16 protein-coding genes are annotated in these 18,983 nt (G+C 53.8%); 6 read left to right on the top strand and 10 right to left on the bottom strand.

What is annotated here, in order from left to right:
* Positions 1-102: 102 nt before the first annotated feature.
* Both H7U12_RS21090 and H7U12_RS21085 read left to right on the top strand, forming a co-directional pair.
* A complete protein-coding gene (locus tag H7U12_RS21090; protein WP_186641906.1) occupies positions 103-2,046 on the top strand; it encodes a glycoside hydrolase family 2 protein in 1,944 nt (647 codons plus the stop codon).
* A gap of 162 nt (positions 2,047-2,208) precedes the next feature.
* Positions 2,209-2,967, top strand: coding sequence for an MBL fold metallo-hydrolase (locus H7U12_RS21085; protein ID WP_186641905.1), 759 nt, complete (start codon positions 2,209-2,211; stop codon positions 2,965-2,967).
* A gap of 97 nt (positions 2,968-3,064) precedes the next feature.
* Here the strand turns inward: H7U12_RS21085 and H7U12_RS21080 are convergent, their stop codons facing one another.
* Positions 3,065-3,442, bottom strand: coding sequence for a hypothetical protein (locus tag H7U12_RS21080; protein ID WP_186641904.1), 378 nt, complete (start codon positions 3,440-3,442; stop codon positions 3,065-3,067).
* 160 nt (positions 3,443-3,602) lie between these two features.
* Positions 3,603-3,944 carry a hypothetical protein gene (locus H7U12_RS22735; RefSeq protein ID WP_186642099.1) on the bottom strand — a complete coding sequence of 114 codons (342 nt, stop codon included), beginning with the start codon at positions 3,942-3,944 and terminating at the stop codon, positions 3,603-3,605.
* Positions 3,945-4,119: 175 nt separating this feature from the next.
* Between H7U12_RS22735 and H7U12_RS21070 the strand changes: the two genes are divergently transcribed.
* The 3 genes from H7U12_RS21070 (at position 4,120) to H7U12_RS21060 (ending at position 8,453) form a co-directional block, all read left to right on the top strand.
* Positions 4,120-5,295, top strand: a complete 1,176-nt coding sequence (locus tag H7U12_RS21070; RefSeq protein WP_186641903.1) for a transglutaminase domain-containing protein — start codon at positions 4,120-4,122, stop codon at positions 5,293-5,295.
* A gap of 117 nt (positions 5,296-5,412) precedes the next feature.
* Positions 5,413-7,881, top strand: coding sequence for a S9 family peptidase (locus H7U12_RS21065; protein ID WP_186641902.1), 2,469 nt, complete (start codon positions 5,413-5,415; stop codon positions 7,879-7,881).
* A gap of 152 nt (positions 7,882-8,033) precedes the next feature.
* Entirely contained in the window at positions 8,034-8,453 is a 420-nt protein-coding gene (locus H7U12_RS21060; protein ID WP_186641901.1) for a hypothetical protein, read from the top strand.
* 126 nt (positions 8,454-8,579) lie between these two features.
* Here the strand turns inward: H7U12_RS21060 and H7U12_RS21055 are convergent, their stop codons facing one another.
* Complete coding sequence (locus H7U12_RS21055; RefSeq protein ID WP_186641900.1) at positions 8,580-9,623, bottom strand: 2Fe-2S iron-sulfur cluster-binding protein; 1,044 nt, start codon at positions 9,621-9,623, stop codon at positions 8,580-8,582.
* Positions 9,624-9,903: 280 nt separating this feature from the next.
* The gene (locus H7U12_RS21050; protein ID WP_186641899.1) at positions 9,904-12,405 is read right to left on the bottom strand and encodes a TonB-dependent receptor domain-containing protein; all 2,502 of its coding nucleotides are present in this window, start codon (positions 12,403-12,405) and stop codon (positions 9,904-9,906) included.
* Between the two features lie 511 nt (positions 12,406-12,916).
* On the opposite strand from H7U12_RS21050, the gene msrA reads away from it, so the two are divergent.
* Positions 12,917-13,609 (top strand): peptide-methionine (S)-S-oxide reductase MsrA, encoded by a 693-nt coding sequence (gene msrA, locus H7U12_RS21045; protein WP_186641898.1) that lies wholly within the window; start codon positions 12,917-12,919, stop codon positions 13,607-13,609.
* Between the two features lie 94 nt (positions 13,610-13,703).
* Here msrA and H7U12_RS21040 read toward each other — a convergent pair whose 3' ends face one another.
* The 6 genes from H7U12_RS21040 to H7U12_RS21015 form a co-directional block, all read right to left on the bottom strand.
* Positions 13,704-14,027, bottom strand: coding sequence for a peptide-methionine (R)-S-oxide reductase (locus H7U12_RS21040; protein ID WP_186641895.1), 324 nt, complete (start codon positions 14,025-14,027; stop codon positions 13,704-13,706).
* Positions 14,020-14,475: an AAA family ATPase gene (locus H7U12_RS21035; protein ID WP_186641893.1), complete on the bottom strand. Its 456-nt coding sequence runs from the start codon at positions 14,473-14,475 to the stop codon at positions 14,020-14,022. The genes H7U12_RS21040 and H7U12_RS21035 overlap by 8 nt, the downstream gene beginning before the upstream one ends.
* A 15-nt stretch (positions 14,476-14,490) precedes the next feature.
* Positions 14,491-14,874, bottom strand: coding sequence for a methionine-R-sulfoxide reductase (locus H7U12_RS21030; RefSeq protein ID WP_186641891.1), 384 nt, complete (start codon positions 14,872-14,874; stop codon positions 14,491-14,493).
* Between the two features lie 176 nt (positions 14,875-15,050).
* On the bottom strand, positions 15,051-15,431 hold the full coding sequence (locus tag H7U12_RS21025) for a PH domain-containing protein (RefSeq protein ID WP_186641890.1): 381 nt from the start codon (positions 15,429-15,431) through the stop codon (positions 15,051-15,053).
* A 181-nt stretch (positions 15,432-15,612) separates the two neighbouring features.
* Positions 15,613-16,533 (bottom strand): class I SAM-dependent methyltransferase, encoded by a 921-nt coding sequence (locus H7U12_RS21020; protein ID WP_186641889.1) that lies wholly within the window; start codon positions 16,531-16,533, stop codon positions 15,613-15,615.
* Positions 16,534-16,830: 297 nt separating this feature from the next.
* Entirely contained in the window at positions 16,831-18,762 is a 1,932-nt protein-coding gene (locus H7U12_RS21015) for a S41 family peptidase (protein ID WP_186641888.1), read from the bottom strand.
* Positions 18,763-18,983: the final 221 nt, after the last annotated feature.

The raw sequence follows: 18,983 nt of genomic DNA, 5'->3' as shown, positions 1-18,983 counted from the left end.
GTATTTAACCCAACTCATTTCCCTCTGAGACAACCTTAGCCGAAATAAACTTCGTTTAAGAATGGAAAGAGAAATAGTACCTCTATTAATCATCTACAACCTATGACTTCTAAACACCCAAACCTCAGCGTAACCGAGAGTTCAGAAGAGCTGCTTGCTTCAAAAAATATTGAGGAGTCTATAGAAGCCGAATTTGAGGATACCTCACAGGCTTTCGTCAGCGAAGACAATCCCTTGCCCAGGGTAGTGCTCAGACCTAACACCTACTCCCTGCTGGACGGCGAATGGAAATTCTCCCTGGATCAGGATGACCGGGGCTTACAGGAAGCCTGGTACCTGGGCTATAAATACAAGCACACCGCCAACTGGCCCGGCTCTGTGGAAGAACACATGGCCCAGAACAAAGAGTCGCTGAACACCCCCTCCTGGCAAGACAAAGTCATTGCCTGGTACGAGCGCGAATTCACCCGGCCCGAGAAACTGGAAAGCGGCGGAAGAAGCATCTACCAGATCACCTTCGGGGCGTGCGGGTACGAGACCAGGGTGTGGCTCAACGGCCGCCTGCTCACCGACATTGAAGGCGGGGAAGTGCATTACGGCGAGTACAACTCCTTTTCCTTTGAGATAAACGAAGACCACCTGCTGCCGGTGAACTGGCTCACCGTGCGCATCTCGCACAGCATGGACGCCGAAGTGCCCCGCGGGAAACAGGAATCACACGTGTACAAGCGCGGTGGTATCTGGTACCAAACCTATGCCGGCGCCGTGCGGAGCGTCTGGATTGAAACTGTAGAACGGAACCGCCTCCGCTCACGCGTGGGCGTGCAGGGCATCATTGAAGATTCCATGGTGCGGTTCAACTTCACCACCCGTATTCAGGACCCCGGCCAGTACACCCTCCGCCTGAACATCTATGAACGGGATGGAAACAACAAGGCACTGCCCGTTGCTACCTCAGATTTCAACCTGCGCTTGGAAAGTGGGCAGAAAGCGCAGTACGTGGCCATTGAAGTGCCCAATGCCAAACTCTGGAGCCCCGAGGAACCGAATCTGTACCAGTTTGAGGCGCAATTGATTGACTCCACCGGATACTCCGCCGAGATTGAGGGCCACTTCGGGCTACGCAAGATAGAATCGCGCGGGCGGCACATCTATCTCAACAACAAGGAGATCTACATTGACGGCATCCTGTACCAACCGGGTACCGCCACTTATGAAGAAATGCGCCGCCACATGTACGCCATGAAGGAACTGGGTTGTAACCTGGTGCGGGTGCACATTGCCGGGATCGACCCGCGTATTTATAACCTAGCCGATGAGATTGGGCTGCTCCTCTGGGTAGAAGTGCCCAGTCCGCACTCCTCCACCAAGCGCAGCCGCGAGAACCACCGCATTGAACTCATGCGCATGCTGGCCCTGATTGAGACCAACCCATCGGTGGTGATCTGGAGTCTGTACAACGAGGACTGGGGCGCGCAGGACATCGCCACCAACCCCGAGACCCGGCAGTACATCATGGACATCTTCCACTTCATGAAAATCAGGTACCCGCAGTTCCTGGTGGTGGACAATGACGGCTGGCAGCATATTTCCTACGAGGGCAAACTGAAGTCCGATCTTCTAACGGCCCACTTGTACACGCCCAAGCTCGGTAAATGGAAAAAGCTGCTGGACAAACTGACCGCGGGTGAGATGGAAGGCGTGGCGGTGCTGCCGCTGGTGATTGGTGACCAGTACTTCTACCGCGGCCAAACGCCGTTAATTGTGAGCGAGTGGGGCGGCTTTGGATTCTCGGATTACGGCGGGCCCCAAAGTTCCGATGAACGCACCGAGACCATCAGGGCGTTTAAGCGGGAGCTCCGCAAGCGCCGGATCGCGGGCGATGTCTACACCCAAGCTACCAACATTGAGGAAGAGAAAAACGGTCTGCTTGACTTCCACACGGGAGAACTATCGGTGCCGGCCGGTTTGCTCAGCACCCAGGACACAGACATTGAGGCGCTACCCAGCAAGCGGGTAGGCCGCAAGAAAAAGAACAAAGAATAATTTCCTGATGCTTTTCTGGAGAACCTGTTTTGGGGGTGTTTTTAAAAAAACGCCCCCAAAACAGGTTCTCTTATCTTTACCGCGGGGCTGCCGTACAAAAGCTCAAAACATTCCTTCGGCGAGTTTGTCCTACACCAGTACATCTACTTAAAAACAGAAATTATGAAAAAACTCCTGCTCCTGCTTCTTTGCATTGGCACCTTACAGGCCGGGGCCCAAACCCTGGCCCAACCCGACCGGATCAAAACCGAAAAAGGCGATCTGGTCATCCAGCCCGTCACCCACGGATCGTTGGCATTGCAGTGGAACGGCAAGACCATTTGGGTAGACCCTTACGGAGGTGCCGCGCTGTACACCGGCCTGGCGAAACCAGACCTGATCCTGATCACCGACATCCACCCAGATCACCTGGACCTGAAAACCCTGCAGGCGCTTCCTGTCACCGAGGCCATAGTAGTAGCCCCGCAAGCCGTGGTAGACCAGCTACCCGATGCCATGAAAGCCAAAGCCGTGGTACTCAGCAACGGCGCCTCTACCAAACAACTGGACATCAACATCCAGGCCATCCCGATGTACAACCTGCCAGAATCTGCCACCGCGCCGCACACCAAAGGCCGTGGGAACGGATACGTGCTGCGCATCGGGAACAAGAACGTGTACCTTTCCGGTGACACCGAGGACATCCCCGAGATGCGGGCCCTGAAGAACATTGACGTGGCGTTCGTGTGCATGAACCTCCCCTACACCATGGACGTAAACCAGGCCGCCTCTGCGGTGCTGGACTTTAAACCGAAGATTATCTACCCTTACCATTTCCGGGGCCAGAACGGCCTCAGCGACGTGAACGCCTTCAAAACCCAAGTGGAAGCGGGTAAAAAGAACGTGGAGGTCAGAATGCGCGAGTGGTATCCTAAAAACTAATCCCCGGTTTAAAGGCGATTTTCCTGAAAAGAGCCCTAAAACAGAACGGCCCCGCTCTTGCGTTAAGAGCGGGGCCGTTCTGTTTAGAAGCGGTACGTTACAGCCGGTTGTAGTCTGCTTCGTCTGAATTGGTGTCCTTGCTGTCCAGGGGTTGGTCATTCATGCGCAGGCCATTGGCCGATCCGTCCATGGCGTCATAGCTGCCTTCCATCTCAAAGCCGGGGCCCTGGGTGTCAGACTCTTTGCTGTCCGGGTCATTGGCACCGTAGCCAGTGAGCTCGTTCCCGCCAATGTGCAGGTTCTCCAGCTTGTCTTTCTGGTCGTTCCGCTCAGTGGCACCGCCCAGCCCGATGTTACGTTTCGCCGAGGGATCGGGATGATTGCCGGGAGCGTTGCGCTGATGATATTCATCGTTCACATTGTTCGCTTTGCCTGCTTCTTCTTTATCGTCTTTGAAAATATCTAGAATACCCATAGTCTTCAATGTTAAGTTCTTTACTTGTTTACGAAGACCAGTACAGGTAGTTTTCTGGCGTGACGCTTCAGGCCCGGAAAGTTGCGTTAAAACAAGAGAGGACCTGCTATTCGCAAGTCCTCTCTCTTATAATTTAGAAATGCCGATAAGGCCACATCTACTATTTTTTCCCTTTTTTCTTTTTGCCGCCGTGATGTCCTTTTCCGTTGCCATTGCCGTGACCTTTGGAGACTTTCTTCTGCTGCCCGGGTGCGTAGGCCCGCGCCGATTGGTCGCCGTACACTTTCTTGGCTTGCCCCGGAGGAAGGCCTCTGGTGGAGGTGGTTGTTCTTCTGCCGTCGGGGAAGAGGATGCCCGGGTACCCGTCTGAGGTCCGCTGGCTTTTGGAAGTACGGGTACCGTTGGGGTACCTGGACGTGCTGGTGTTTTTAGAGCTGGAGCAGGAAGCCACGCCCACCACCATAATCACCAAAAAGAGTAATTGTACAATCTGTCTTTTCATAATATTTTCTTAATAGCTTGTCTCCTCCAGAAGAAGCTGCAAGTATAAAGCCAAAAATTTTCAAAAGCGCTTCACGGCGTATCTCAGAAAAATCAAAATATGAAACGTTCTCCGTTTTGTCTCTGTTCTGAGGCTACAATCCCAGAGATATTCCTACCTTTCAGGCACTTACCCCATGGCTCGGCTGGCATCCGTTTTTTTCTTCTTTTTGCTGTGTTTTCAGGTTTTCGCGCAGAAAACCTCCCGGGATTCTTATGCCGTGCCCTCTGTGGCTCCGGTGATTCCGGCCGCGCAAACGAAATCCGTAGACGGAATAGCCCACTTCATCAACCGCCATTACAAAACGCCGCAGGAGAAAGTACAGGCCATTTACCAGTGGCTCGCCGCTAACGTGGTCTATGACGTGCAGGCTCTCTCCCTGGGGCCACAGTACTACGAGAGACAAGCACTCATCACGCAGACGCTCGCCACCAGAAAAGCATTGTGCCAGGGCTATGCCGAGGTGTTTCATGCCCTGTGTGCCCAAACGGGTATTCCGTCTTACCTGATTACCGGGTTTGTGGTACCCCGGAGCACTTCCACGCCCCGGTCGCATGCCTGGTGCGCCGCGCAGTTAGATGGCCAGTGGTATCTGTTTGATCCTACCTGGGGAGCCGGTCAGCTGGAAAACGGAACCTTTGTCTCGCGCATCAACCAGCGGTACTACATGGTGCCTCCCGCCCGCATGGTGCAGACGCATCTTCCCTTTGATCCGTTGTGGCAGTTTCTGCCGCAGCCCCTCACCTATGAGGAGTTTTTATCGTCTAAGGCGACTTCACCAAGGCCAAAACGCACTTTTGTTTTCCTGGACAGCCTGGCCGCCTATGCAGCTGCTTCGCCCAAAGCCCAACTGGCGGGAACCATCAGAAGAATGGAGGCCCATAAAATGATTCCGGCCGTGGCCCTGGAGCAGTTGAACGATCTGAGGAAAAATCAGGCGGTGATCCAACACAACGAAACCGTCGACCTTTTCAACCAGGCAGTTACCTCGTTCAACCACGGCATAGACCAGCTGAACCAGTTTACCCGGTACAAAAACCAACGGTTCTACCCCGTAAAACCAGAAACCGAGCTGCGGAAGATGACCACCAGCTGCACGGCGCAGTTCCAGGAAGCCAAACGGCTGCTGCAGCTGGTGAAATCCAGGAACAACACGCAGCTGTTACTTCCGCTGGAAAACCTGAATTCTCAGGTGGAAAATGCTTTGATGCAGGCGAAGAGTCAGGAGATGTTTGTAACCAGATACCTGAAAACGCCGCTGAAACAACGCCCTGCTCTGTTTTACAAACAAGCATTAGCAGAGAAGGAGTAAGCGCGGGTGGGTTTGCTGGCTGGATGACGTTTAGGGGCTGTTTTCGCCAAAGTAGCCCTAAAACCCAGAGCAGAAGTTGTATATTAGCTTCTACATCCTTCCACCAACCTCATAGACATGCTACACAACGTCATTTCCGGCCGCTCCCGGTTATCGGTGTGGTTGCTGGCCCTAACTTTGGCGGGCCCGGCAGCCATGGCCCAAGGCGGCAAAGACCTCAACCTCCCTTATCAACGCCCCGCAGAATCCATCGCCAAACTGATTGAAGCCCCGGCCACGCCCTCGGTTCTATTTGACTCCAAAGGTGAGTGGATGCTGCTGATGGAGCGCGCCGGGTATCCGTCCATTGAAGAAGTGGCCGCGCCCGAAGCCCGCATTGGCGGACTGCGCATTAATCCGGCGGTGAACGGGGCCAGCCGCGGTTCCTCATTCCACTCGCTCAAGTTCAAGAAAGTATCTGGCGGGCAGGAATTCACCATCCAGGGATTACCCGCCAAAGCCAAGATCACCGATGTCACCTGGTCACCAGATGAAAAACAGGTGGCTTTCCTGAACACCGTTTCCAACGGAATTGAGCTCTGGGTCATCAACGCCGCTGACAGAACCGCCCGTAAACTCACCAACGCCACCGTGAACGATGCCTGGGGCAACGCCTTCAGCTGGACGCCAGACAGCAAAAACCTGCTGGTGAAACTGGTGAACCCATCCCGCGGCGAAGCGCCCAAGAGCAACACCACGCCTGTAGGACCCGTGATCCAGGAGAACCTGGGCCGCACCGCTCCCTCCCGCACCTACCAGGATCTGCTCAAAAATCGTCAGGACGAAGCCCTGTTTGATTATTACCTCACCAGCCAACTGGTGCAAGTCTCCCTGGATGGAAAGCAAACCAACGTGGGGGAGCAAGGCATCATCCGGTCCTTCAGTGTTTCGCCGGATGGGCAGTACGTGCTGGTGGCCAATACCCATAAACCGTACTCGTATCTGGTGCCTTCCAGCTTGTTCCCGTACGCCGTGCAGGTCTGGGACCGCCAAGGCAAAACGGTGAAGCAGATCGCTGATATTCCGCTGGGCGAGAACATTCCGGTGGGTTTCAACGCCGTGGCCGCTGGTCCCAGAAACGTAGCTTGGCGCGCCGATCAGCCGGCCACTCTGTACTGGGTGGAAGCCCAGGACGGCGGCGATGACAAGAAAGACGTGCCGGTAAGAGACATCGTGTACACCCAAACCGCTCCTTTCACCGAGAAACCCGTAGCGCTGGTGGGCACCAAGCTTCGGTACAGTGGCATCACCTGGGGCAACAATGACCTGGCGCTGGTGACCGAACGCTGGTGGAAAACCCGCCAGGAACGCCGGCTTCGGGTGAAGCCGAGCCAACCGGGCGCTGAGCCGGTGGTGCTGGTAGAACGCTCCTATGAAGACTTGTACTCCGATCCCGGCTCGCCGGTACTGACCAAAAACCAGTACGGCCGCAGCGTGCTGATGACGGATAAAACCGGCCAGAACCTGTACATGATCAGCGAAGGCGGATCGCCGCAGGGTAACCGGCCGTACCTGAGTAAGTTCAACCTGACCTCCAAAAAAGCCGATATCCTCTGGCGCTCAGAGGCCCCGTACTATGAACTGCCGGTGGATGTGATCAATCCGGAGAAAGGGCTGTTCATCACGCGCCGCGAGTCAGAAAATGATCCGCCTAACTATTTCCTGCGCCAAATCGGGTCCAAGAAACTGACCGCGGTCACCAAGTTCCCGCATCCGTCGCCGGAACTGATTGGCGTGGACAAGCAGCTCCTGACCTACAAGCGTAATGATGGGGTCACGCTGACGGCCACGCTGTACACGCCCAAAGGTTACAAAAAAGAACAAGGCCGTCTACCGATGCTCATGTGGGCGTACCCCCGTGAGTTCAAAGACGCGGCCTCGGCGGGTCAGGTGAAAAACTCGCCCTATGAGTTTACGCGCATCAACTACGGTTCACCCCTGTTCTGGGTAACCAGAGGCTACGCCGTGCTGGACCGCACCGATTTCCCGATTGTGGGCGAAGGAAACGCCGAGCCCAATGATACCTACGTGGAGCAGTTACTGGCCAGCGCCAAAGCAGCCATTGACGAGGTCGCCAAAATGGGCATTGCGGACCCCAGCCGGGTGGCGGTGGGCGGTCACTCCTACGGGGCCTTCATGACGGCCAACCTGTTGGCTCATTCAGACCTGTTTGCCGCCGGTATTGCCCGCAGCGGCGCTTACAACCGCACCCTCACGCCGTTCGGGTTCCAGGCCGAAGAGCGCACGTTCTGGCAAGCGCCCGAGGTGTACGCCAAGATGTCGCCGTTCAATTACGCCGATAAAATCAAGACGCCTTTGCTCATGATCCACGGCGAGGCCGATAACAACTCGGGCACTTTCCCTATCCAGAGCGAGCGGTTCTACAATGCCCTGAAAGGCCACGGCGCTACCACCCGCCTAGTGTTCCTGCCCGCCGAGAGCCACGGATACGGCGCCAAGGAATCTATCATGCACATGCTCTGGGAAATGGACCAGTGGCTGGAGAAATACGTCAAGAACAAGCCGCAGCCGCAGACCAAGCGGTAACGTTTTACTAACTTTTTTAAAAAGTGGCCTGTAAATAAAACATAGGCCACTTTTTTCTGTTTTATATTGTACCCTCTTTCTGTTTCACCCTTAAAATCCAGGCGAAACAGATCATACGGAGACCGCACCTCCGTTTACTTGATGAATATACCATGTCAAAAGTTGAACTGAAGAAACCTAATGGAGATGTTTTCCTCATTGCCGAACGCACCCACGACAATGCCTACATCCATGCGCATTGGATTGGTATTCAGACGCCGGACACCGTAAAGCAAGGCGGAACCTATTATATCAAAATGCTGGAGGAGCAGCCCTGCCCCCGCTTGTTAAATGACCACAAAGAACTGATTGGGCCCTGGGACATCGCCAATGACTGGATTGTGCAGTTCTGGACGCCTAGAGTCATGGAGCTGGGCCTGCAGTACATGAGCCAGGTGCTGGCCCCCGGTATCTACGGGAAGATGTCTTTCCATCAACTGCACCAGCACATCGGGGACAAGTTCCAGATCAAAATGTTTGAGGAGGTAACCCCCGCACTGGACTGGCTGCTACATGTTGGCTTGGAAAACTGATTCCATCGTTTATCTTCCTCTCGCAGAGAGATCCTGTAACCGTAAAGGGCAGCCGCTTCGTCAAAGTGGCTGCCCTTTACGGTTACGTTTTGCGGCTCTTTTCCTGAAACCAGCCGCAAAACAACGTTAGCGAACCTCAATGACCACATCGCCTCCCACGGCATGCCCTACGCAGGTCAACACTAAACCGCGGGCTACTTCTTTCTCCGTCAGCACTTCGTTGTACGACATCCAGACGCTGCCCTCCAGGCAGGTGGCGGCGCAGTTGCCGCAGCGCCCGGCCTCACAACTGTAAGGCAGCGAAATCCCGGCTTTCTGGGTCGTTTGCAGAATGGTTTCGGGATATTGGTTCTGTAGTTGGTGCTCCTGGCCTCGGTACCGAAGCAACACCGCATGCGGATCTGTATCGGGTGGGGTTTCTTTGGTGGGGATCTTGGTGGTGCTGAAGGTCTCCTGCCGGATATTCTGCGCGGGAATTCCTAGCTCGCGCAGCCCATACAAACACAGACGGCGGTAATTCTCGGGGCCACAAACATAACATAATGTTTGCGCGACTGACACTTTCATATACTCACGAACCAGCTTCTTCAAAAGATCTTTGTGCAACCTGGCCTCGTCTAAGCGGGCCGAAACGCTGAACAGGAATCTGATGTGAAGGCGGTCAGTGAACTGCGCTTGCAGCTGCAGTAATTCTTCATAGAAAATAGTCCTCTGCGGGCTATGGTTGCTGTACACCAACACCACCTGATGGGCGGGATGCTGGTACAAGATGGTTTTGAGCAGAGAATAAATGGGTGTGATGCCGCTGCCCGCCGCCCAGAAAAACACCTGCGGGTACTCCTCCAGATCATCGGGTAAGGTAAAGAAGCCCGCCGCGCCGATGGTCAGCACCTGGTCTCCTACCTGAGCGGTGTCAATCAACTTTCGGGAAAGGACGCCATTTTCGATGCGTTTGACCCCGATGGTCAAGGGCTCACCCAAAGCCGGGGAGGAAGTGATGGAGTATGATCTTCTCACCTCTTCTCTGGCATCTGGCACCACCAAAGTCAAATACTGGCCCGGCTGGTAAGCGATAGAGGAGGCCTCTTCTCCCCCAAACACAAATGTCTTTACACCTGGTACTTCTTCTTTGATCTGAGTGATGGTGATTGGATAATACGACAAGCTCATGCAGGTTCCTTCAAGGGTTAGCTTCCTTTCTTACGGAAATCTGCCTTGCATGGGGATGCTCCCGCATATCCGTCTAAGGCCTTTCATCAGGTAGAAGAACTTCCTGAGGTTTGTTTCAAGCCTGTTTTTCAGAATTCAAGCTAAAAACAGATTTTTATTCCAAAAACTTAAAAGGGAATCTCCGTTCCTCGTCCTGCAGTTAAAGCAGAAGTAGAGGAACGGAGATTACCTTTCGGCTCCATTTTTCAGGAAGTTGCTTCCTGTTTGTTGGGGCAACAGATCAGCCGTTGCTGTCTCCGTCTGATTTCGCGTCATCGTTGTTGATCTTTTTCTTGCGCTTAGGCTGATTTTTGGCTGAGGCCATTTTCCCGAACTTGTAGTTGGCGCTGATGCGTACCTGACGGTTATACATGTACTGGGTGCTGACTTGCTCGGCGGAAGCGGTTTGGAAGGTAGTGCGCTGCTTCAGACTGGCGGAGAAAGGATTTTCCACACCAACCGAGATGCTGCCGTTTTTCTGCAGAATGTCTTTTTTCACCGCAAAGGAGTACATGGCAAACGCCGATGCTTTGCCCTGCAAGGTGACCCGGCGCGAGTTGTACAGACTGAAAAGCTGCGCGCTGATTCCTTTGTTGAAAGCATACGAGGCATTGAGGTTAGCATGGAACATCAGGCTGCTGTTCGTCGCGTTCAGTTCGGAGGTACGGCTTTCCAGGTCCAGTTGGTACACATTCAGGTTGCCGCTTACGTTGCCTTTCTCCAAGAATTTGGTGCTCGCGAAAACGTTGGCCCCATAACTGGCATTTCGGCCAATGTTCCCGAACCGGGTATAGTTCACCCCTTCCTGGTTAGGCAAGGTATAGGCCTCAATGGAGTTGTTGGTCTGGCGCCAGAAAAGCGTGGCATTCACGGAGGTCCCACTCTTGGAGAAGGCGCTGTACCCCAGCTCGTACGCGTGGGTGATCTCGGCCCGCAGATTGGGGTTTCCTACCTGAATGTTAAAGGTATCGGTCCGGTTCTCGAACGGATTCAGGAGTCCTAACTGCGGCCGCTGGATGCGTTTGGTGTAGTTGAACTTGACCGTCTGGTTGTTCTTCAGGGCCCGGGAAATGGCCACGTTGGGAATAAAGTTGTTATAATGCTGCTTAACCGAGGTTTCAGTGGACCGGAAATCGCCGTCTACCTTGGTGTGTTCATAGCGCGTGCCCAGTTTAAAGTTATACTTCTTGAGCAGGCTAAACTCATAGGAAGCGTAGGCTGCCCCCACATTCTGGTCATAGGCAAAGACATCGGACCGGCTGGGGATTTTCAGAAAGGGCGCGGAAGCCGGCTCCGCCACCATAAACTGGTAATCGCTTTCCGCCGACCGCAGAATGGCTTTGGTCCCTACCTCCAGCACATGCTTGTTTTTGAAAGGATGGCTGTAATCTACCTGCAGGGTTTTCTCCATATTGAAGGCATCGTTCAGGTTCTGCTCCCGCAAGGCCAGTTGCTGGTCACGGTTGTACACTTCCGCGAAGCTGAAGTTCTCGCGGTTGCTGCGGCTCAACAAGCCAAGGACACTGAGTTCCTGCCCGGGCTTGGCGAACTGCCGGGAAAAATCAAGGTTGAGGTCATAGTTCAGGGCGTCAAATTCATTGCGGTTGAACCGGGTGTTTCTCCTGGTCATCTCCCCGCCCAGATAGGAGGATGACGTTTGCGTGGTGATGTAGGCAAACTCCCCGCTCTGCATGCGTAAACCGGCGGCCAAGCTGCTCTTCTTGGAAAGCTCATAGTCTACCCCCACTTGCAGCATCTGGAACTCGCCCTCCCGCTTGCCTTCCATGGTTTGGCTTAACCGATCAATGCCCGGGATGCCGCTGTACACGGTTTCGCGGGTGCTCTCCATGGGGTTGTTCCGCCAGTTTTGCCCGAAAGCGGTGTTCACCCCTATCTTACCTTTGCGGTAGTTCACGTTGCCGGTCAGGTTGCTGAGGCGGGTGCCGTATGAACCCGACACGTTGCCATTCAAACCTTGCAGGCTGTTTTTCTTCGTGATGATGTTGATGATACCGGCCGTGCCCTCCGCATCGTACTTCGCCGATGGGCTGGTGATCACTTCCACGCTTTTGATCTGGTCTGAGGGAATCTGCTGAAGCGCATCGGCCAGGCTGGTGGCCATCACCGCCGAGGGCTTGTTGTTGATCAGAACCCGCAGGTTGGAACTGCCCCGCAACGCGACATTGCCCTCCAGGTCTACGGTTAACCCCGGCACTTTCTTCAGGACATCGCTGGCGGTGCCGCCCACGTTGGTGAGGTCTTTCTCGGCGTTGTATACCAGGCGGTCCACCTTGTCCTCAATCAACAGTTTATCGCCCACCACGGCTACTTCCTCCAGTTTCTTCGCCCCTCCTTTCAGAGACACCACGCCAATGTTCACCTCGTCTTTGTTCCCCAGGGAGATGTTGTCCACCACCGAGGTCTCATACCCCAGAAAGCTGATGGATAACCGGTACTGCCCCGCCGCCACCCGTACCAGGGAGAACTTGCCTTTGTAATCGGTGACGGTGCCATCTACGGTTTTGCCGGAGGATTTCTCTACCAACGAGATGGTGGCAAATTCCACGGGCTTTCTCCCGGTTTCATCTAAGACAACGCCGGATATTTTGCCATTCCCTTTCGGTGCCGTCTGCGGAGCGACAGTGGGTGCGGGTGCCGGAGCAGGCCTGTTTTGCGGCGTCTGGGCCAAAGTAATGTGCGCAGCCAGCACGCCGGCCGTTGCCAGGAGTAATACGTTTCTCATTTCGGTGTCTTTAGGGTTGGGGTGATCTCAGTTGTCAGAAGCACTTGTTTTCCGTGCTGGCCTCGGCTCTGAAATGAAGCGACAGGCAAGATGAAAACAGGACCGTAATGGCGTTGTGATGAAACAAGGTTAGCCCGCCCAACGCGTTCTGAAAACTAAATGTGATGAAGGACTGGAAAAATGGGATGAACGGTTCACCGCCTCCAGAGACCACCCCTTAGCAGCAACCAAAGTCAAACGAATTTCTTTCAGGAGGACTTCGCATCAAATAGAAACCTCCAGGCAAAAGTGAAGATGAAGTTGAAGCTGAGAACCTGTTTCTGGCCTGTTTTTCAGAAATCGGGCTAAAAACAAGCCGGAGCGGCAGTTACGTGGTGTTACTCTGGCACGCCGCTTCCTTCCCGCATGAGACGAAGGCTTAACCATAAGCTATTACGGGCTGTTCTTCAATTCTGTAAATGAGAACAAGGTTGGTCCTTCACCCGCGGCAGGCTTTTCCGTACAAGAGGCCATGCATCCTTTAGAAGAAAATAGACTTCCCGCCTTAGACCAGATTACTTACCCGGCCACCCAAACCGCTACGTTGGCGATGGGCTGCTTCTGGGGACCGGAGGCGCTTTTTGGGGCCATGCCCGGCGTCATCAGGACCAGAGTAGGTTTTGCCGGAGGATCAACGGAGAACCCCACGTACCGCACCATCGCCGATCATCTGGAAACCGTGCAACTGGACTTCGACCCGGATCAGGTGACGTATGCCCAGCTGCTGGAACAGTTCTTCGCCCACCACACCCCTACCAAGGAACCCAGAAAACGGCAGTACACTTCAGCTATCTTCTATCATTCACCGGAACAGGAGCAACTGGCGAGAAAGGCCATTAAAACAGCGGAAGAACGTTTGCAGCAGAAAATTATGACGGAAGTGCTGGCGTACGAGCAGTTTTACTTAGCCGAGGAACGGCACCAGAAATGGAAACTCAGAAGGGTGCCAGCGGTGCTGAACGAGCTGCAGAAAATCTATCCGCAGGAAGAGGCGTTCAACAATTCTACGGCGGTGGCGCGGGTGAATGGGTACGTGGGCGGCCACGGGGAGAAGGAAAGGTTCATGGAGGAAATGGGAAGCTTGGGACTCTCTTACCCTATCCAGCAAACCCTGTTGGCGCATTTCCTGGCGCAGGAGTTGGGCGATTTCCCGTTCAAAGCATAACGCAGCAACTACTTGTTTAGGGGCTGTTTTCCTGAATATGGCCGCAAAATGTAACGTGCGCTTCACTCCTCCCTTCATCTCATTACGTGTTTACTTATGAGGAGGAAGGCTGAAGCCGAATGGAATCTGCGTTGATGCAGTACCGGACCTGGCTGGGCGTTCTCAGATCTTTGAACAGGTGCCCCAGGTGCAGGCCGCAGTGGTAGCACAGCAGCTGAATCCGCTCGCGGTCATAGGTCTCCAGCAAGTGCTGCTGCACGTTCTCGGCTAAGTGCGCCCAGAAACTGGGGAAACCGGTTTTGGAATCGAACTTCTGGTCTGAGGAAAACAAGGGGCTGCCGCAACGGCTGCAGGCATACACGCCTTTGGGTTGGTTCTGCTCGTTCTGCTGCCAATCGATCTTTCGGTTCTCAAACATTTTCAGCTGGTTTTGTCCATTCTTCCACTAAAAAAGCATCGCCCTGGATGCGGACCGAAAAGAGCTGGTCAAAGCCTTCGTCAAACGAGGGCGGCTGCAACTTCTTCCGGACATCATACAAGGCGATGTCTTTAACTTTGTCTTTCCCTTCGCGGGCCTGGTTGCGGGCGAGTGCCTCTGGCAGGGAGGTCTGGAAGAAATACCCCACCACGCGGTAACGCCGCTCCTTCAGCTGCGCGATATAGCGCTCCCGATCTTCTTTTCTGGGATTGGTATTGTCCACGACCAGTTTTGCGCTTGTTTTCAGGCAAAGGTGCAGAAACTGGCGCTCGCGGTGGCGGGTCTTGAGCAGGTCCAGGCTGATGCGCACGTGGGAGTTGAAGAAATGCTGCTTGTAAAACGTAGATTTCCCCGATGCCTGCATCCCGATGAAGATGATCCCCTCCAACCGTGTGCGTGCTGGTTATTTGTCCTGCGCCGGCACAAACTCCATGGAAATGGAATTCACGCAGTGGCGGGTGTTCTTGGCCGTGAACCGCTCTCCCAGGAACACGTGCCCCAGGTGACCGCCGCAGTTGGAGCAGACAATCTCCGTCCTGCGTCCGTCCGCGTCAGGCACGCGGGTCACCGCGCCGGGAATCTCATCGTCAAAGCTGGGCCAGCCGCAGTGCGATTCAAACTTATCCTCGGAGCGGTAAAGGGGCGCGTTGCAGCGGCGGCAGATGTAGGTGCCGGGTTCTTTGACGGTGTACAGTTTGCCGGTGAAGGGGCGCTCGGTGCCTTTGTGCAGGATCACGTATTCTTCCTCGGGGGTGAGGGCGTTATATTTCTTCTCTTGGTTTTCCATTTCCGCTAAACGTTTACTACTGGTGTTTGTACTGTCTTTTGCCTTGTCTCGTTGCTTTCTATGCAACGGCTTAAAGGTACGGAGAAGTATTTCACCGTCGTTTAGAGGTTACTTTTAGGAAATCGGCCCCGAAACAGACGTTCCCCGCACGGCCCGGGAAACGCGCGTGCAAGGTGTTACTTGAGAATATGCAGGGCCAGCACTTTCTGTACTTCATACACATTCACCGCCTTGTTGAACTTCTTTCTGATGCTTGGTTCCTGCTCACTGGAAACCCAGATCTTCAGTTCAGCGTCCAGCTCAAAGGTGCCGGCGGTTTCCACGCTGAAACGGGAAATGCTTTTATAGGAGATGGAAAGGTATTCTACCTTGCTGCCCGTCAGCCCCTGCACTTCTATTAGAATCAACCTTTTGGAGGTAAAAATAAACGTATCTCTGATCAGTTTGAAACCCAACTCTATCTCCTCCCCCTCGGCCAGCAGTTTGCCGAAGTCTCTGCGTAATGTTTCCTGGTTCACCGCTCCTGCGTTCCCCATTATGGCTGAAAATAATCCCATGTCTACCTAGAATGTTTGGTTTACTACTTACGTGAATTGAAAATCAGGTTCTGCAGAGGAACGCGCCTGAATGACTTTCAGAGATCAGCTTATACAGAAAAGCCGGCCTGAGCATTATCACAGCTTGCCGTTTTACCGCTCCTTTTCTAAAAACATACTGATTTCTGACGCTGAGATGTACCTATGGCTTCCGCAATAGAATAGCGGTCTGATGGTCATGCGCCTCGGGCGTCACCGACACCACCGTCGCGAACCGCGACCATTTCTTGACGAGGTACTCCCGGTTGTAGAAAATCTGGGAGGCCGGATCTGAGAAGATGGTAAAGTAAACGTAATCCTTCAGCGCTTCGGCAGACTGCTCCTCGTAGAACTTACGCACGGCCTCTACAAAGTAAAAGAACAACGGATCATCTTTGTACTTGGTGAACATGAGGTCAAGCGTATGTTCATCATGGATGGTGAGGTAGGCATAGCCTCCTTTCCTGAGAATGCGCCTGATTTCCATCAGCCACGCATCGGCGGTATCGGTGATATGGGTGAACACCGAGCCGCAGTACACCAGATCAAAGGAATTGTCTTCAAAAGGCAAATGCGGCGCGGTGGTATTGGTAAGGAAGTAAAACGGGTCCTCAAAGTTCTGCTGGCACCAGTTGATGTACTTGGCATTGATGTCAGAACCCCACAGTTCTGTGGTATCTGTGAGGCAGGGGTAGTGCCGTAACATTCTGCCGGCCGCGCAGCCTAAATCCAGCACCTTGGTCAGGGTCAAAGGAGTTTCATTGGCCTGGTTTAAGATGGAGAGCATGGCCGCCATGTCCTTTCGGCCCCCGGCCAGATAATCCTCGTCTGAATCGGCGTACCCTTCCCAATACTCCAGGGGCGGAATAGGTGGCGTAGACGCCGAGGCCCTTCCATCCTTTTCAACTTTCACGATATACTCCGTGGAGGTGGTGTTATACGGGAGTAGTTTGCCGGTGATAAACGAATTATCCAACACCCTGCTGTCCATGGGTAGGAGCCGTTGCTTGACCATTCCTTCTACCATGGGGCGCACGGCATTTACAATCCTGTCGCGTACGGTGTGCTTGAGTTTATTGATCATGAAGAAGCAAGGATAGATTTAGTGAACAAAGTGCAGCTTTATATTTTACAAATATATTTTATAACTCAATATAGTGATTAAGTTCATAAAACCCGATGCTCTCGCGTAAATGTTTGATAGAAGGGATAACCGAAATAAAGCTCTTTTCTGAAAACGGCACAAAAAACCCACCCCAAAACCGGATTCACTGTAAAGCAAAGTCCTGAGATTGGGGTGGGTTTCTTAAGTGACGGTTACTCACTTAGTGGATTGTATTTACTGTAAAGCAAACACAGCAGCTTCTACGGCAGCCCTATTCTATTTCTTGGCCTGCGCTTTCTTGTCAGCGGTTTTCTTTTCAGCCGATTTCTTGGTCTCCGTTTTCTTCGTCTCGCCTTTCTCCTCTTCTACCCCGATTCGCTCGATGGCTTTCTGCAGCAGCTCGTCTTTCTTGGCGAGAACGCCTTTTAAGGTTGGCCTAACTTCTTCGTCCAGGCGGACGCCCAGGCGTTGGGTCACGGCATTGTTGGGGTAGTAAATTCCATTGCCCGAGAGCGCCACCACGTAATTGCCCGGTAAAACGATCCGTTTCACGTCTCCATCGGCCCCAGCCGAGGATTCGCCCAGGGTGATGCTGCCGGGGAAAAGCCGCTGCAAGCTCATGGTATGCCACTCGCCAATGCTTTGGGTGGTCCCGTTCACCAGAATCACCACTTTGCCCGGATAGCTGGCCTCTTCTGGTTTCAGCTCTGTGGGGTAGTACACCTCGGGTTGGGTGAGCAGCCGGTAAGAACCCACCTGGTAGGGATTCAACTGGTAATAGCGCGCAAAGTAGTGGTCGGGCTTCCCGAACTTCTTGAAGGCATAATGGAAAACGAAATCGCTGTTATCGGGCTCGCCGCGCATGTCAAAGATAATGCCCTTCGCCTTCATGGCCCGGCTGAAGAGCGAGTCCATGAGGCGGTAATCTTCCTCTGAGGTTTCGTCTTTGATCAGCCGGAACGTGTCATCAATTTTAAAGTGGACGATGCCCCGGGCGGCGTACGCCAGGCCTTTGCTTTTCTTGGCCGGCACCGCATGTTTCTTCTTGAAGTAGGCGTCAATGAGTTTGGCTTTAGCAGTTTGGGCGGGGTCCATGAGCCGGAGCGTGGTGGTGAGCTGCTCCTCGCCGCGGGTGAGTTGCACCTGCATGAGCGGGTCCTCGGACCGGAACAGCAGGTTATCGCCCCACTCGCCCACGCGTGACCACAGAGACGACTGGTTGGAGACCGAGAGCAGCGCATCCAGGGCAGCTACCCACTCGCTCACCTGCACACTATCCAGTCCTTCTATGATATCGCCGCGGCGGATGTTGGAGCGCTTGCAGAGGGCTTCGTCAATCAGGGCGGTGACCACAATCTTCTTCTCGGCCACCTCGTAGTCAAAAGGCGGGTAGAAATGGTTCTTGAACAGCTTCTCACGGTAGTGGAGCTGCCGGAAAAAGGAATAGGCCTGGGTATCGTCTAAACGGGCGTTCACTCCCAGCAGCAGCCGTTCATATTCCTGACGGGTGGCGCACTGGGCAAACTGCGGAATGTACAAACTGATGACATCGTCCCAGTTTTCATCCATGAGGTGCTTGTACGGGTACAGGTAGTCTACAAAGGCTTTGAACTTGGCCAGGGCTAGCATCCGGAGCGGGTACGGCAGGTTCTCTTTGGGTTCTACGGCGTACTCGGGCTCATGAGGCATGGTACCGCCGTAAGGGTTATTGCGCACGTACGTGTAGTAATGCTTGTCACTGGTATAGCGGTGCTCAAAGATCTGATTCAGCGTTTTCCGGTTCTCCGAAGTCAGAAACTTGGACTTGGTCCGCCAGGTGTCGTCCAGGTTCTTGAGCAGGAAAGCGCCTTTGGGCTGATCTTTCTGCGGCGATAACTTTTCACCGGCCGGTACGCCCACGTCCTTCAATAATTGCTTGAACACCGCATTGGCCTGCTTCTGGTTTTTAGCGGAATCAAGCTGGGGCAGGTGCGCCAGGAAAAGGGAATCGGCGGAGAGTTGGCCCATGGCGGAGGCCGGATGGTAGTATTTCACGTGGCCCCAGATCCGGAAGAAGTACAACTGCTTCTCGGTGTCAAAGTTGTCCTGAGCCCACGCATTTCCCACGAAAAGAAAACAGACTACGGTCCCGAGCAGCAGCGCCCGTACGTGCGCCTTCAGGGTGAATATCTTCAAAGCAAAGGATGGTATGGTGTAGTGGTTCCTCATAGTGTCATTTTCTCCGGCCCAGATATTTCCAACAGATAAGCTCCTCCGGAAGCGTTTTCCCCGCTGAAGCCTACCTGTTATGATCCATCGGGGCAATTAGAATCATCCGCAGAAAGTTAATTGCCGCTCTCGATGCTGGGGCTGTTTTGAAGCGCTTTTCCCGTAAACGGCCTATAAACGGCTTTCTTCTTTGAAACGGTGCCGGGTGGTTCCTTATTTTG

The sequence above is a fragment of the Rufibacter sediminis genome (assembly GCF_014269285.1).
Classification (GTDB): domain Bacteria; phylum Bacteroidota; class Bacteroidia; order Cytophagales; family Hymenobacteraceae; genus Nibribacter; species Nibribacter sediminis.
This window is presented reverse-complemented; position numbering and strand designations above follow the sequence as displayed.